General features: G+C 43.6%; 11 protein-coding genes. 5 read left to right on the forward strand and 6 right to left on the reverse strand.

Going from position 1 to position 16,062, the window contains the following annotated elements; all coding sequences use genetic code 11:
* Window positions 1-403: 403 nt before the first annotated feature.
* On the reverse strand, window positions 404-3,970 hold the full coding sequence (locus tag MHB85_RS20820; protein WP_192134048.1) for an S-layer homology domain-containing protein: 3,567 nt from the start codon (window positions 3,968-3,970) through the stop codon (window positions 404-406).
* A gap of 452 nt (window positions 3,971-4,422) precedes the next feature.
* Here MHB85_RS20820 and MHB85_RS20825 point away from each other — a divergent pair, with 452 nt between their 5' ends.
* The gene (locus tag MHB85_RS20825) at window positions 4,423-4,812 is read left to right on the forward strand and encodes a hypothetical protein (protein ID WP_192134050.1); all 390 of its coding nucleotides are present in this window, start codon (window positions 4,423-4,425) and stop codon (window positions 4,810-4,812) included.
* Window positions 4,813-4,945: 133 nt separating this feature from the next.
* Window positions 4,946-5,902: a cysteine synthase A gene (gene cysK / locus MHB85_RS20830; protein ID WP_192134052.1), complete on the forward strand. Its 957-nt coding sequence runs from the start codon at window positions 4,946-4,948 to the stop codon at window positions 5,900-5,902.
* Window positions 5,903-6,393: 491 nt separating this feature from the next.
* Here cysK and MHB85_RS20835 read toward each other — a convergent pair whose 3' ends face one another.
* Window positions 6,394-8,358 carry an ATP-dependent DNA helicase gene (locus MHB85_RS20835; protein ID WP_244661020.1) on the reverse strand — a complete coding sequence of 655 codons (1,965 nt, stop codon included), beginning with the start codon at window positions 8,356-8,358 and terminating at the stop codon, window positions 6,394-6,396.
* 205 nt (window positions 8,359-8,563) lie between these two features.
* Here MHB85_RS20835 and MHB85_RS20840 point away from each other — a divergent pair, with 205 nt between their 5' ends.
* Both MHB85_RS20840 and MHB85_RS20845 read left to right on the forward strand, forming a co-directional pair.
* Window positions 8,564-10,156 (forward strand): catalase, encoded by a 1,593-nt coding sequence (locus MHB85_RS20840; RefSeq protein ID WP_192134056.1) that lies wholly within the window; start codon window positions 8,564-8,566, stop codon window positions 10,154-10,156.
* A gap of 553 nt (window positions 10,157-10,709) precedes the next feature.
* Window positions 10,710-12,086: a right-handed parallel beta-helix repeat-containing protein gene (locus MHB85_RS20845; RefSeq protein WP_192134058.1), complete on the forward strand. Its 1,377-nt coding sequence runs from the start codon at window positions 10,710-10,712 to the stop codon at window positions 12,084-12,086.
* Between the two features lie 135 nt (window positions 12,087-12,221).
* Here the strand turns inward: MHB85_RS20845 and MHB85_RS20850 are convergent, their stop codons facing one another.
* From MHB85_RS20850 to MHB85_RS20865, 4 genes are all read right to left on the reverse strand, one after another.
* A complete protein-coding gene (locus tag MHB85_RS20850; protein WP_192134060.1) occupies window positions 12,222-12,503 on the reverse strand; it encodes a DUF6809 family protein in 282 nt (93 codons plus the stop codon).
* Window positions 12,504-12,771: 268 nt separating this feature from the next.
* Window positions 12,772-13,488, reverse strand: coding sequence for a hypothetical protein (locus MHB85_RS20855; protein WP_192134062.1), 717 nt, complete (start codon window positions 13,486-13,488; stop codon window positions 12,772-12,774).
* A gap of 17 nt (window positions 13,489-13,505) precedes the next feature.
* Window positions 13,506-13,931 (reverse strand): hypothetical protein, encoded by a 426-nt coding sequence (locus tag MHB85_RS20860; RefSeq protein WP_192134064.1) that lies wholly within the window; start codon window positions 13,929-13,931, stop codon window positions 13,506-13,508.
* Window positions 13,915-14,958, reverse strand: a complete 1,044-nt coding sequence (locus tag MHB85_RS20865; protein WP_076333288.1) for a ParA family protein — start codon at window positions 14,956-14,958, stop codon at window positions 13,915-13,917. The genes MHB85_RS20860 and MHB85_RS20865 overlap by 17 nt, the downstream gene beginning before the upstream one ends.
* Before the next feature lie 253 nt (window positions 14,959-15,211).
* On the opposite strand from MHB85_RS20865, the gene MHB85_RS20870 reads away from it, so the two are divergent.
* The gene (locus MHB85_RS20870) at window positions 15,212-15,805 is read left to right on the forward strand and encodes a hypothetical protein (RefSeq protein WP_076333289.1); all 594 of its coding nucleotides are present in this window, start codon (window positions 15,212-15,214) and stop codon (window positions 15,803-15,805) included.
* Window positions 15,806-16,062: the final 257 nt, after the last annotated feature.

Here is a 16,062-nt window from a genome sequence, read left to right on the forward strand (position 1 = left end):
CATTCTGAAATCCTTATTGTAATTCACTGCTTTAATTTATTGCTTGTAATCACTTCTGTAGCAGAATGCGGTGCAAGGCTTATTTGGTTTATGGCCTTAGGTTTCCTGCAAAACCCATAAATTATACCTTATTTTGGAGCAGGCTTGTCCTGTTTGTTGCTTTCAGCAAAATAAAGAAAGACGAGGAATGATCTTAATAGTTCACGTCTTTCCTGCTACTTGCTATTTCCAATTATAATATAAGAACATATGTTCTGTAAATAAAAAAAATATATTTTGATCTAAAATAATTTCAATAAAAGTTGAGTAGACTCTAATTTCATCCACAAAAAAACAGGCAACGCATAACCTCACGCTGCCTGTTTCATTAGTCATTAATTTCGTACATATAAGTTGGGGCTCTCTAAATCAGACCAGACTGTTGAAGCAATCTACGTATAATTGCAGCTGTTTCGGCACGCGTAATCGATTGATTCGGAGCAATGGTATCTTTTCCACGTCCAGATACCAGTCCGGTGGAGATGCTGGATGCTACTGCATCCTTCGCCCAACTTGCTACTTGCTCAGCGTCTGCGTAATCAGACCATTGCTGAACGTTCCCGGCAGACGTAGCTGTTTCCATTCCAGTCACTGTCATAGCGCGTGCAATGAGCGCCATCGCTTCCTGACGAGTAATCTGTGCCTGTGGACGGAATGTTCCATCTTCATATCCATCGATTAGGCCATAGCTAGCCGCCGTGGTCACAGCATCCGCGTACCATTCGTTTCCATTCACATCTTTGAAAGAGTTAACCCGTACTCCAGGTTTTAATCCTAATCCACGTACCAGAATGGCAGCGAACTCTGCACGTGTAACTCCACGGTTTGGTTCAAATGTGGTGTCCGTGATTCCCTCGATAACCATACGTGAACCCATATCATTCACTTCTGTCTTGGCCCAGTGTTGGGCTACATCAGTGAAGGTATGCGGGTGCCAGATAACGGCATACACACTGTTGGTCAAGCTGTTAATCTGTGCATGGTACATCCCATTGACCTGTGTAATTTTTGTGGGTACATGGCGCACAGTTCCTTCTGTATCCACTACAACACCTGTAGTGATCTGATTTGGATCAACGTTCGCTGGTAATACAATCGTACGCGATACATAACTATTGAACTTATCCACACTCACGGATTTGCCATTCAAGGTGGCTGTTACTTTGAAATCAACTGGTGATCCCAGAAGAGTATATCCTTTTTGCTGAGCTGCTGATTGTGCTGTCTGCATGACTGCTTCTGTCGGCTGTGAAATTTCAATTTGCAGTTTGATGTTCTCCAAGGAATTGTCAGAATTCACACCCAGTTGCTGCGCGAGCTTCTCAATATTAATCTGCTGTGCAGGTAACGTGTAAGAGGCCATATCCGTTTGAAGCACCAATACGGCTTGTTTGTCAGCCATGAGTTTGACTGTCTGGCCCGTCAGTTCACCAATAACCAGATCTCCTTGGCCATTACCTGTCACAGGGATCGTCACAATAGCGTTGTTCCCCTCGGTTTGAAGTTTCTGTGCAATGAGAGCTGCGTCCACTGTAAGGGTTACAACTTTTCGCCCGTTCACTTCAGTAGTGGCTAAGCTTCCAGCGTTCTCGGCTTTACCGTTCACGAGCACCTTAGCACCTGTGGATGGCGGAGTTACGACGGGATTAGTCACTGGTGTACTTACACTATTTCCACCAGAACTGGAACCACCTGAGTTTCCATTGCCACCCGATCCACCTGAACTATCACTATTGCGCTTGATGTTCAGCGTATATGTTTTCTTGCTTATTCCGTCCAATGCAGTTACTTCGATCGTAATTGTGTTCATACCACTGACTAATTGCACGACTGTACTGTTACCGCTGATACCATTAATTTTCACTGTGGCTCCCGTTTGATCGGGTTTAACGCTAATTTCAGTCGTGCTTACAGAACTGCTGACTGTCGCTTCATATATCTCTTCTTCCGGGCTGAATATCGGAGATAATATGATCGAAGGTAGAGCTATTTCACTCAATTTGGCATTGGTGATGTCAATTCGATTGATATTAAGTTTATAGTCGTTACTAGTGCCGTCCTCCGCCTGAACATTAATGTTTACAAGGTTTGAGCCGTATACTAGATCCGTAACTGTGTATGTGTATATACCATCTGTGACGGTTTCATCTGTAACACCTGTTACCTGTACGACTTGTCCTTCATTTGCTTTACCCAAGGACACGTTTAGACTTGTCACGTCAGATTCAACATCAACGCGATAATCGAGTTCATCTGCAGAAAAATCAGGTGTCAACTGACCCGAACTCACTACCAGGCTGGAAAGTGTTGCTGTCGATGATTTCCATTTCGCGTGTAGTGTAATATTTTGCGTAAGATTCGTCGTAAAATCAAAAACCTGCTGCAACTGGCTGTCCCGATACCAGCCAGAGAACGTGTAACCTGCTTTCTGCGGAGCATCAGGAACAACTGCTGGGCTGTTATAGCTCACCTTTTGAGCAGTTACCTCCGAACCACCATTAGATTCAAAACCAATATTCACATAAAGTGGTTGCCACTGTGCATATAACGTAACGTCACTATCGTTCATGGAGAATGTATCTGCTACGCTGTAGCTAGTTCCGCTACCATCTGCCGCTGTATTCCATCCCGTGAACTGATGATCTTCCCATACCAGTTCTCCAGTGTTGTCAAACACGGTTACTGTTGCATCTTTTTGATATTTGTTGTTGTCTACGGGAACACTTCCAGTAATTGCACCATTAGCATTATAGGTCACTGAATGATCTGTAGAGAGTGTCTTAATTGTCAATTTGTTACTTTTCGTAGCGTCTGCATATGCAACATATGGCATTCCGTTCGGGCCGAATGCGAGTGAAGATTCGTTTATCGAACCTGTGAAGTATGGCTCTCCTCCAACGACAGTCCACTGATCCCCGTCTAATTTCATCATTACACCTTGTTGCATCATCATGCCATTACTCGGTAGATTTTTAAAAGCGGTGTACGGAATACCTTGAGGATCAAAAGCAAGTGACATACTATTTAGCATTCCAGATGAGAATCCCTCATTCCCTACCACTTCCCACTGGCTGCCGTTAAGTTTCATTACAGTTGCTTTATTACTGTTGAAACCGTCTTGAAATGCAACATAAGGTACATTGTTCGGACCAAACGCTAGGGACGGATAAGATGCTGCATCTTTTGTGAATGCTGCATTCCCTACATTTTTCCATGAACCATCTGCAAACTTCATTACAGTTGCTTTTCTATTCGTTGAATCTGTGTAAGCAAGATGGAGAATTCCCGCAGCATCAAACACTATTGGAGATAATCCAGAAGCATTATTTGTTGTAAATCCGACTGAGCCCACAGTCTCCCACAGATTCGTATTCAATCTCTTAACCGTTATTTTATCGTTCACAGAACGATCCCGATATCCGACATATGGAACATCACCTGGGCCAAATGCAATGGAAACAAATACAGCTTCCGCAGCTGTGAAGCCAGAGTTCCCCACAATCTCCCATTGTTCTCCGTTAAATTTCATAACTGTTGCTTTACTTCCATTATTACCGTCCTGATAAGCTACGTATGGAGTATTATGAGAATCAAATGCGAGCGATGAGGTGTTATGTATCACCCCAGTAGAGAAACCGGCAGGCCCCACGTATTGCCATGATCCAGAAACGTATTTTAGAACCGTTGCTTTCCCGCCTTTGGTTCCATCCTTAAATACGGTGTACGGTGTACCTTCCCGATCAAAGACCAACGTAATATTCTCCGCCTGTGTTGATGTATTTCCGGTTCCACCCACATCTACCCATGTTCCACTCGCCGCATAGGCTCGTTCAACGCCCAACGCCCGAAACCCTGGATATCCTCCAAATATTAAAGCAACCACAATTAACATCGTTATCACTTTTTTAGGCTGCAGTAAGCGCTTATTCATCACTATCATCCTTCCGTTCGTCCTTTTTTAGTACGATACTCTGTTTCATCCAGTTCGATCCCCTTCTAAACAACCTACATATCTATTTGAGAGCTAATCTACTACTTTGGTCTTGTTTTCATCAGACGTACATTCCATTGGAATATGTATTCTTGAATATTAGAACTCCTTTCGATGTGGTTTCAAATTTTACAGATATTATAACGAGCTACTATAAACAAACTCTAAACACGGTGAGTAACGTCTCCTCCATGTTTTTCATTTCGATAATGTGAAATTGCCTATGTGCCTTATCTCATAAAGGTTTTCAAATGATTCAAACTGCCTTGAAGAGAGAATGTAAATATTTTCAGGTTGAAACCTGCATGGTTCAGGAATATGCTGACTATACTACAAACAGGAACATTTGTTCTTAATTAGAACGATATATTTATGGCTAAGGAAGTGACTATATGGCCTCCTCTTCCACTTCAGCCCCAACTCCTGCGGATGAAGATCATCGTCTGATCAAAGGGATGGTTGTGCGTACACTTTTGCTGGATGTACTAGAACGGGATATTCGAACGCTGGATACGCTGCTTCTGAAAATGCCCGAGGTCTATATCCTGTCGCTCACCCGCCTTCAGAATGAAGTACTTAAGGAGATGCTGGGACTGCGCAAACAGATGAGAACCCGTGGAGTAAAAGTTCTGGAGGAAACGCGGGGAAAGGATGGCATTGAAACCGTTTATATGTGCAGGGGATACACGCAACGGTTCTATATGCTCTGGACATTTGCACGCAATGAGGTCAAAAAAGAGCTGAGTCGCCATCTGCAGATGGATCCGACACAACAGGTTTGACAATTGAACGGGTTGACCACCGCTAGCTGTGTTCATTAAGATGGAATAGAGATATCCAACCATTCCAATAAGGCATGATATAGTTTCAACCGGATATACTCTCAACGTCTTATCAATCAAGGAGCTGTACTTCATGGATTTGAATACACATTCGATTAAACAAACACCCGCACATACAGGCATTGCCGCAGATGTAACCGAACTGATCGGCCAGACACCTGCCGTTAAACTGAACAGACTCACAGGCAGCGACTCCGCTGATGTATACGTGAAACTGGAATACTTCAACCCAAGTGGCAGCGTCAAAGACCGTGCCGCCTATAACCTGATCGTTCAGGCTGAACTTGCGGGACACTTGCTTCCCGGCGCAACCATTATCGAACCGACCAGCGGCAATACCGGGATTGGTCTTGCGATGAATGCCGCCGCCAAAGGATATAAAGCCATTCTGATTATGCCGGACAATATGTCCAAGGAGCGCATCAACATTCTGAAAGCCTATGGCGCAGATGTGGTGCTCACCCCTGCTGCAGAGCGGATGCCTGGTGCGATTCGCAAAGCGAAAGAACTTCAAGCAGACATTCCGGGAAGTTTCATTCCGCAGCAGTTCGAAAATCAGGCAAACCCGGATATTCACCGGATTACGACTGCTCCCGAGATTATGCAACAGATGGAAGGCAGGCTGGACGCCTTTATCGCTACGGCGGGGACCGGCGGAACCATTACTGGCACCGGGGAAGAACTGCGTAAGCAGTTACCCGATATCCGTATCTATGCGGTGGAGCCCAAAGGTTCTCCGGTGTTGTCCGGTGGCGAGCCCGGACCACACAAGCTCGTCGGTACAAGTCCGGGGTTCATTCCGGACATCCTGAATACCGACGTGTGGGATGCCATCATCCAGGTGTCCGATGAGGACGCACTGGATACGATGCGGCAGCTTGCTGCCCGGGAAGGGCTGTTGCTCGGCCCTTCCTCCGGGGCTTCGGTGTGGGCCTCCCTTCGCATTGCGAAGGAACTGGGGCCGGGGCACCGCGTGCTCTGCATTGCGCCGGATACCGGGGAACGGTATCTGAGCATGGGTATTTTTTAACACAGCATAAATCTGTACACATCAAAAAGGGGCTTCCATCTCCCATAAGTCATGAGCATGACAGAGGCCCTCCCTTATTAGCGCTCATTGGTCATTGGTTCTAATGAACCTGACACACGCTATTCGCTCCTATTTGCGCAGGTCTGACGTGTAACGAATCACAGCGACGTTATTTCTCCAAATTCGGTCGATTTACAGGCTTAAGAGCTATTTTCGGCGGGATAACGTTACTGAGATTCGTTAGAATTTACATCTCTTCATTATCACCCTAATAAGGTGCGGTAGGTTCGTTAGAATGTTGGAGCGATTGGTAGCGAGGAGCGAGGGAAAACCCCTCGAAAAAAAGGGAAGAGAAGTACATTGAAGGAACCATCAAAACAAAAAATAAGCTCTTGCTCACATACGGATGGTGAATCCGCAGAGAACAAGAACTTATTTTGGCAAGAAACCTTATCATCGAAAATAAATCAAGAACATTTAACGTAAGCTGGTTAGTGTGTCAGGGTTGTCCATTCCACACCTTCAGGAAGCAGGGCCGCAATGCGGTCTTTGGCTTCCTTTTTGGTATACAGCGATTCATCGAGAATGACCGCGGAACCGGAATCCGTGCTTGTCCGAATCAGACGTCCGAGACCTTGCTTCACACGCAAGAGCATATACGGAAGATCGATCTCTTCGTATGGCGCTGCCGACGCACTGCGTTTTGCATTGAAGACAGGGTCCTGTGGTGGATACGGAAGCGACCAGATCATGACATTGGATAATGACGGACCTGGAACGTCCAGTCCTTCCCACAGATTAACGGAGCATAGCACACTCTCCTCATCCTGCTGGAACGCCGCAATCAAATCACTAATCTCCCGGTCGCCCTCATACATAAAGCGCAAACCTTCTGCTTCAGGTACATGAACGATGTCCTGCTTGAACGCGCGTAGTTCTTCCATCGTACGGAACAGAATCAGCGCACGTCCCCCACTCTCCTGAAGCAACGACACCGCATCACGCAAGCGATTTTCGTTCTCCGGGTGACCCGGTATAGCTTCATCGGTAATCTTCATCTTCATTTTGTCCGCATAATCATACGGGGAAGCCACCGAGAATGATACAAAATCATCAATGCCCAGGCTGTCCGCCACATAACGGAATGAACTGTCCACAGATAACGTGGCAGAGGAGAACACGATTGGAATACCTGTGTTGAACACACGCTCGTTCAGCATTTCCTTCACGGTGCGCGGCATGATCGATAAGGTCGTCTCATCCTCGCTCTCTTCCGCCCAACAGATGTAACCATCTTCCTTGCGGAACAAGGCAAGCGCAGACTGAATCATATCGAGATGTTCTTCCACGACACGCATCTGGTAACCATCCAGCGAGAACAATCCGCTCTCAAATACCAGTTCCTCACCGATTGCATCCAGCACACTCGTCAGACGTTCAATCTCACGTAGCAGTGGCGGCTCTACCCGAACTTCTTTCCGTTCCGAACCAGGGATCGCGACCGTATACGTATCCAGCAACGCAAACAGTCGCTCACTGCTCTCAATCGCTTCATCCACACACTCCGCGAGGGATTCACGAATCTCTCCTTCTAACAGGCGAGTGACGAGTTCCTCGAAAATGCGGTGTTTCAGCTTGTAGCTCAGTGCGTTCAGGGCTGCTTCTTCCAGCAAATGTCCTTCATCAAATACAACTGAACTGTGATCAGGCAGGAGTGGCAGTTGGCCCTCGCGTTTGCGCGCATCATAGGTCCACACATGCTCCATGTAATAATCATGGGAACAGATGATGATGTCTTTGGAACGACGGTAATGGTCACGCGACAGCGTCAGGCCGCAACGTTGACGTTTTGGACAAACAAAACAATCCTGGAACGGGTCCCAGTTGATTTTGTTCCACTGACGATCATTCAGATGTGGATACTGTTTGCGGTCACCATACGGATGGAAGGCCTGAAGTGTACCCGGCGTATTCACAAAATCCGGCAGACTCTCATGTACTTCTTCAATAACAGGCGCATCTTCATCCGCAAATCGCATCGCACTTAGTTTGTTCAGACAGACGTATTGATCCGGTGACTTGCCCAGACGTGCGTCCACTTCCAAGTCCAGATGTGCAGCCAGCTTCGCAATATCTCCACCGGGCTTCACAAGCTGTTCAATCAAGGACTCATCGGCACAGGCGATCACCGCCGGTTTGCCCGTATAACGTGCATAACAGACCGCGTAGAGCAGATAGACTAACGTCTTGCCTGTTCCGACACCGGCCTCAGCCATAATGGTCTTTTTATCTCCATAGGCCCGTTCGAGCTGGTACGCCATAAAAATCTGTTCATCCCGTACCTCGAAGCCGAACTCTGGCAAAATATCGTAAAAAACATCGGCAACCCATTCCCCGAGACGGGATACAAAAGGTTCAGCCGGATCATATGCAAAAGGATAACGTTGTGTAGACAATCCTAGGTCAGCCTCCATTCTTAGACGCGGTCCTCTTTCATTTTCCGTTCAAAAAAGGCCGCAGGGCAAAAGTTAATTATCTCACGCGATGAAGCGGGTGACAAGCTTTTTTTACGAGATTATTTGCGAGGTTTAATGTATAGAACCAATTTTCAGGGAAAATATATACAGGAATCCACTTTAAGGAAAGGCGGTGCTCCACTCCATGAATCATCAGTCTTCACAATCAGAGCATTCCTCAGACAAAGACCCTGAGACATTAACGGATCGACAAGGTCATCCCATTACGGACAATCAGAATGTACGAACTGTTGGCAGCCGGGGACCGACTACGCTGGAGAACTATCATTTTCTCGAAAAGATTACTCACTTCGACCGCGAACGTATTCCGGAACGTGTGGTCCATGCCCGCGGTGCTGGCGCTCATGGCATATTTGAAGCGTATGGAACAGCCGGGAGTGAACCAGTATCGAAGTACACACGTGCACGTCTATTTCAGGAAAAAGGCAAACTAACGCCCGTGTTCGTTCGCTTCTCTACCGTTATACATGGCGGACATTCACCGGAGACACTGCGGGACCCGCGCGGATTTGCTGTAAAATTCTATACTGAAGACGGCAACTGGGATCTGGTGGGTAACAATCTGAAAATCTTTTTCATTCGCGATCCGCTTAAATTCCCGGATATGGTACACGCCTTCAAGCCAGACCCGTTGACCAATGCACAGGATATGGAGCGGTTTTTCGATTTTGTATCGCTAAGTCCTGAAGCTACCCATATGGTGACATTCCTCTTCTCTCCATGGGGCATTCCAGCGAATTATCGGCAGATGCAAGGGTCGGGTGTTAATACATATAAATGGGTCAATCAGGAAGGCACGGGCGTGCTCATCAAATATCACTGGGAACCGCTCAATCAAGGGATACGCAACCTGCTGCAAAAAGACGCGAGCGAGATTCAGGGGCAGAACTTCAACCATGCGACATTGGATCTGTATCACGCTATTGAAAAAGGGGACTATCCCGAATGGGAGCTGTGCGTTCAAGTGATGGATGACGGCGAGCATCCGGAGTTGGATTTCGACCCGCTGGACCCGACCAAGTTGTGGCCGCAGGAGCAGTTTCCTTTTCTACCTGTGGGTAAAATGACATTGAATCGCAATCCCGAGGATTATTTCAATGAAGTGGAGCAAGCGGCGTTCGGGACAGGTGTCTTGGTGGACGGGTTGGATTTCTCAGATGACAAACTGCTGCAAGGACGGACCTTCTCCTATTCGGATACCCAGCGTCACCGGGTTGGTGCGAACTATCTGCAACTGCCTGTGAATGCACCGAAAAATCGGGTAGCCACGAATCAGAGCGGAGGACAGATGCAGTATCAAGTGGATCGTGCGCCGGGTCAGAATCCGCATGTGAACTATGAACCCTCCTCCCTTGGTGGGTTAAAAGAAGCGGCTCCACGTGGCAAGGAACATGAACCACTGGTGGAAGGCCGACTTGTTCGTGAGAAGATTGAGCGTACAAATGACTTTGGTCAGGCAGGAGATACGTACCGGGCATTCGAGGATTGGGAGAGGGATGAGCTAATCAGCAACATGGTCGGCGCGTTGGCACAATGCAAACCGGATATCCGGGAGCGCATGATCTCTTATTTCACCCAAGCCGATGCAGATTATGGTCGTCGCGTCTCTGAAGGGTTGGCCTCTGTGCCAACCGATGATAGTGCAACGGTCCAACCGAAACATGAACCAAGCGTGGAGCAAGCGAAGAAACAGAGTCGTGAGACGGACGGATATTAAAGCAGCTGGACAGCGTTTAGACTGATAAATCTGACACTGTTAGTACATTTGAGTATTTTGAGTAAGCAGATTCCGTTCTGAATTAAACATAGCCCTGATCGTCAAGTTGCCAGTTGCAGCTGCTATCAGGGCTTTTTCATGACTAGTTTGAGTATAATCTCCACTTCAGGATGTAGGCTGCTATTTATTTTAGGTTGAATGAAGTTCATAGGAGTGGATCATAAGTAAAACTGGTACTTTGAGGATGGAAAAGCGTACTTCTCTACGTTCATTTCAGATGATTCTTCGTTAAATGAGAGCTATCACCCAATGGAAAGATTACATAATTCACGTGATATTACAGGCATTGGAAGCTTGCAGGCCTGACCTGCCTGCATGTACCTCCATCTGATCAGATGATTATTGATGATAACGCTTACAACATTTACCATAAAGCTGTGTCCTAGAGATTACATCTAACCAGCCGGCATGACCTATCTCATAGGTAACGGTCTGGTACACGGCTACCACATGCTCTTCATTCTATTCCCAATTAACCAAGGAGGCTTACGTAATGAAATTATTCCCATCCACATCCACTCATGTATCTGCACGATCTGCACGTTCTCTGAAGGAACGCTCCCTCAAATCCAAAATGGCCCATATCTGTCTGAGTGCCGCGTTCCCTCTATTATTAATTGGTGGTGGATCGGCCGGTGCTGAGGAACTGATCGAGAGCAGCTTGCAAAATCCCTCTGAATCGGTGGCGACTTCGAATATCGCACTTGCTGCGGGTGATCTGTATGTGTCTCCTGGCGGCTCAGCCAGCAATCCGGGAACACTGAACAGTCCAACGTCACTGGCTAACGCATTGACCCAGATCGCACCAGGCAAAACGATCTATCTACGCGGCGGTACCTATAACTTCTCCCAGACCATTACCATTGAACGTGGCAACAGCGGCACATCGAGCCAACGTAAAAACCTGGTGGCGTATGGATCGGAAAAACCGGTCTTTGATTTCTCCGCTCAAGCCTTCGCTTCCACCAACCGCGGGCTGCAAATGTTCGGAGACTACTGGTTCGTCAAAGGGCTTGAGGTGAAGGGTGCAGGCGATAACGGTATCTTCATCGGAGGCAGTTACAACCGTCTGGAGCAGATCGAAGCTCATCACAATCGGGATACGGGTATTCAAATGGGACGTTATGCTTCCACAGCCGCCAAGAGTGAATGGCCTGCATATAATGAAGTGATTCGTTCCTACTCCCACAATAACTATGACCCGGATGACGGCGAGGATGCAGACGGTTTTGCAGCCAAATTGACCGTTGGCCCGGGCAATGTCTTCGACGGTTGTATTGCCGCCTATAACGTGGACGATGGCTGGGATCTCTATAGCAAAACGGACACAGGCGCCATCGGCGCGGTAACGATCCGCAACAGCATCGCCTACGCCAATGGCGCAACCGCAGACGGCACTTCTACCTCCAACAGTGATGGTAACGGCTTCAAGCTGGGCGGCGAGAAGATTGCAGTGAATCATATCGTTGAGAACAGCATTGCGTTTAATAATAAAAAGCACGGCTTCACCTACAACAGCAATCCCGGTTCGATCCAGATGAAAAATAACACCTCCTGGAACAATGGGCAAAGCAACTTTGCCTTTGATGTAGGCACCCATATCTTCACCAACAACCTGTCCTTCCAAGGCGGCGCCAGTGACAAAACAAGCGGAACCGACGTCAGCAGCACCAACGTCTGGTGGAAGAACAAAAAAAGCGAGAACGCCAAAGGCCTGCTCGCCAGCGCAGCCGACTTTGTCTCCCTCGTGCCTTCGGTAACACGTAGCGCGGACGGCACGCCTGTCCTGGGCAATTTCCTCAAGCTTGCGGGTGGCAGTGATTTGATTGGTTCGGGTACGCCAGCGGGTAAGAATATTGGTGCGCTGTAAGTGGTAGGTAATAAAATAAAAGAATAATTTAAAAGCAAAATCCCCTCCCCCATGCCAGCCTGATCGGTGGTTATGGAGAAGGGGATTTTTTGAATTGCTTTGTATTGTCTGCTGACTTATAAGGTAGATAGATATTCACGGTTTGGCTAAAACCTCAATCATCAGTTTACCGCCTGTGCGAAAACCTTGTTCAAACGCCGCTTCCACATACATGGACGTGGATTGTCCGATCAAGTCTATCAGTTGCTCCAAAGCATCGTATTCATTCTCGGTAAGATGTGTTTTGTAGGCCTGCATGAGGTCTGATATTTGACGATTGATCTCCTGATATTCGGAGTGCTCAGGATGAATCGACTCGTCCAACCGCAGGTTCCCGTGAAACAAATCCTCGATCAGGTTTGACATGTTATCCTTCATGGTAAGGTCACCTCAGGAAGATTGTACATCAAGGGATGAGGTGAGATGGGGATTTAGCGGGAAATGCGCTAAATTTCTTAGTCTACTGTGGATAGAACTAAAAGCTTATAACTATAATTTTTTAATAACTAAAAATTCATCTCTCAACTTAAGTTGAAAATTATTGCCAGCCGTCTATTGCGGTCAATGTTAAGGAGACACTTGCTAAGTTTCTTTCTTTACACACAAATTCCCAGTACATACTTACTAACCTGGAGATTTGAATAAACTAATTATGCTTCACAATCGAAATTAAAGTTTTAGTCCTTTTATCCCCATGTAAAAGATTTAATAAGTTGTAAAGAGAATAGTAATCCCATTTTTGCAGACTCTCACGTAACATAAAATAATTTAATATAAAAATATTATTCATAACAGAAATAAATAACTCAAAAAACTTAGCACTGTCTATAATTGTTTCTTCATGTAGATGGGAAAAATATTCAACACTAATTACAGGTAAGGATTTAGTGCCTGAATGAACAATAGCGCTTAATTCTTTGTATAAAGTTAACCCTCTATCTAGTGAAGTAAAGTACTCTTTAAATTTATTGTCATCTAAACAACGATGTAAATCTTCGGCAAATTTCCTTTTTGTTTCTCCAAATCTGTAATCTAAAGATTCAAATAAGATAGTCGGATCTTTATCTAACATTAACTGCCTTTCTCTTTCCAGTACGAACTTATAATTTGCTTCTTGTGCTGATCTGAGTAAAAGTAGCGCCGCTCGACATTGTCCAGATAAAAGCGCATAGATTGATTCCAATAATAATGAAAATGTCATATGAAACTCAATATTAAAATATCTTTTTGTCTCAGCTTTATTCTTCAGATAATTTAGCACAAAAATATATCCAAAAATCTTCCTCATGAGAACCTTATTTTTTTCAATGAACTCAATCTTCATCCCATCCATTTGTTGTAACTTTTCAAACTCTTGTTCCATTGTACTAATTAAACTACTCAATTTTCATTACTTCCTTTACTAACTGAATTAAACCACCCTACCACATCGTCTTCTATGTTGTTTATAGATTTTTTTCCTCTTAAATCCGAATTATTTTCTGTTTTTTCTTGCTGCAAGTATAATATTACAAGTTTTATAGAAGCTGAAATCATTAACGAGTCATACTGTTCAAACACATGCTTCAGCAACCTAGATGCTAAATATGGCCTAGCTTTAAATAAATACTCGTTAAACTCCGTTTTAAATACTTCTTTTATAAAAGAAGTCAAATCTTTGTTTCTAGGAAAAATCTCTTTGTTTAATATAAGTTCATATAAGATGCCTAAATACAAACTTTGGGTTTGTTGAAGAGAGAACTTGTTTTTGTTAATTACACTCAATTCTCCAATAAAGTCTCTCTTTTTCTCATTTTTCTTCTCCATCTTCTTCCTCCAACTGCAATATCTTTGCTTTTATTTCAACAATTGCTCTTGACACAGAATTTTTCAAAGCCTCGTGTTTACTACCACTTTCATCATATAATGAGAACTTCAAAGGTACTGACGATTGATATGGTATTTCAGTCTCGAAAAAAATTTGAGGTATTGTTCTCTGCAACCTTTCTTTCAGTTTACTGGCTATTGGCATATCATGTGTTAATGTAAACAATACTCCTAACGATCTAATAGTCGTACGATTTAAATCTCTTCTATACATACTGTACATCCTTAAGATGGCTGATTTTTTCTCGTGATTTTCATAAAAAGTTGATTTCACTAAATTTTCTAATAGGCCGATACCTACACTTGAAAATAAGTCTACCTTACTTGGAATTATGTAATAGTCTGAAGCAAACAAACTAGCTTGGGTAAGTATTGTCCAGTTAGGGGGGCAATCAATGATGATATAATCATATACTTCTCTAAGTTTGAAGGCTTGAATGTGATCTTCTAGAACATTGTGTTTTCCACTAGTGTCACCATATAAGGATTCGAACAAATCAAGGTCACCAGGAATTAAATCTAAATTGTTTTTTATACTATAAATTAAAGATGGATTCTGTAGTGGATCAACTATGCCTTCATGAGTAAACAGTGTTCTTACTGTAACTCTTTTTTCCTTTAATCTATTGTATATTAGTTGTGATGATATTTCTTTTTTATAATTCTCATCTTGACTAAGTTGATCATCTGTAGATTCTTCATATGTAGTGTTTGAGATTTCTTCATATTTCTCTTTTAACTCTTCAAGAGTGTCATTTAGTAAACCAGCCTCAATTTCTTTTCTATGATGCCTGAATTGATGATTCAACAAAGCTTGAGTTGCATTAAACTGTGGGTCCATGTCAATAACTAAAACTTTGCTTCCATCTCTCGAAAAAACATCTGCAATATTAATGGCGGTTGAAGTTTTTCCTACGCCACCTTTTAGGTTAATAAATGAAATTATCTGATTCTTACCTGTATTCATTGGTACACTCCTCACTATAATAGTAAATTAAGTTCCTTCAGACATTAAATTCGACAGAATTATGAATGTTCCTCCTAAGTGAGATAAATCATATTTTGCTTACAGTTACTAATTTACCGCTTTAGAACGTTTTAACAATATCAAAGATTGGAAGTCAATTAAAACGTCCTAAAATCTTAATTGGAGTTTAAGTTCTTTGAAGTCAAATCCGATATATCTTTTAACAAGAAAAATTGAAACGTGGTGAATTATATTGTTCGAACCTTTAAAAGATAACTGGTTGTCCATTTTAATTTTTCTTCTTTCTCCAGTAGGTGTTACTTCTTTAATATTATTATTATCATCAAATAAACATGAAAGAATTTTATTTACACCTAAGAAAAATCTTTACCGATTGATAACTAAGATTGTAACCTTGTCAGCAATTGGAACTTTATTGGCTACGTTAATTACTTCATTTCTTACTTATCTATTGAATAATAATATCTTCGAGTTTTCAACTTTATATTTTATTATTGTCTTTATTACATATTTTATTTTTATGAGTTCAATTCTTAGTTTTACGGAAAGGAAACACAAAACCTACCATTGGATCTACCTTGAAAAGTATCAATATGAGCCTTTATTGATTCTTAAAATAACTTTTAATAATAAATTACTTGTGTCATCAATTCCAACAATAGGAGATAAATTTAACCAAGGTTACATTATTCTCGAAGATATTTCGATTTTAGAGAATCAAGAAATTTTCTTTATTGGTCCTAAAAATATCAACTGGTTTAAAACTAATCAACCTGGTTTTAATGATTTGTTGATTGCAGTTAATAAATTCAAACCTAGGAGTTAAGAAAGTCCCTATTGTCAGCAACTTTGGAATGCTATTACTTCACACCCGATTAGGAATTTCTAATAACACAGTACTCATTGCGATTGTTTTTGATTACCAATCAAAGCTTTTCTGTCTATCCGGATAAGAAGTTGCAGTAGGCTTCTCCATGGATCAGCTTCACTTACTTACGCAGTGTGTCACCTTCATCTTTGGGCTTTCTTATTCAGTTCGTTTAGTCTTACCAAGCCTACAAAGTCTCATTTAGAGAGTCGGCC

This window comes from Paenibacillus sp. FSL K6-4396 (assembly GCF_038002525.1).
GTDB classification, from domain to species: Bacteria; Bacillota; Bacilli; order Paenibacillales; family Paenibacillaceae; genus Paenibacillus; species Paenibacillus amylolyticus_B.

Excerpts from the sequence above, each read along its gene's own strand:
- MHB85_RS20865 (WP_076333288.1), bottom strand. The coding sequence starts at position 14,958 with ATGAATACAGGTAAGAATCAGATAATTTCATTTATTAACCTAAAAGGT.
- MHB85_RS20820 (WP_192134048.1), bottom strand. The coding sequence starts at position 3,970 with ATGAATAAGCGCTTACTGCAGCCTAAAAAAGTGATAACGATGTTAATT.
- cysK (WP_192134052.1), top strand. The coding sequence starts at position 4,946 with ATGGATTTGAATACACATTCGATTAAACAAACACCCGCACATACAGGC.
- MHB85_RS20840 (WP_192134056.1), top strand. The coding sequence starts at position 8,564 with ATGAATCATCAGTCTTCACAATCAGAGCATTCCTCAGACAAAGACCCT.
- MHB85_RS20860 (WP_192134064.1), bottom strand. The coding sequence starts at position 13,931 with ATGGAGAAGAAAAATGAGAAAAAGAGAGACTTTATTGGAGAATTGAGT.
- MHB85_RS20845 (WP_192134058.1), top strand. The coding sequence starts at position 10,710 with ATGAAATTATTCCCATCCACATCCACTCATGTATCTGCACGATCTGCA.
- MHB85_RS20825 (WP_192134050.1), top strand. The coding sequence starts at position 4,423 with ATGGCCTCCTCTTCCACTTCAGCCCCAACTCCTGCGGATGAAGATCAT.
- MHB85_RS20855 (WP_192134062.1), bottom strand. The coding sequence starts at position 13,488 with ATGGAACAAGAGTTTGAAAAGTTACAACAAATGGATGGGATGAAGATT.
- MHB85_RS20850 (WP_192134060.1), bottom strand. The coding sequence starts at position 12,503 with ATGAAGGATAACATGTCAAACCTGATCGAGGATTTGTTTCACGGGAAC.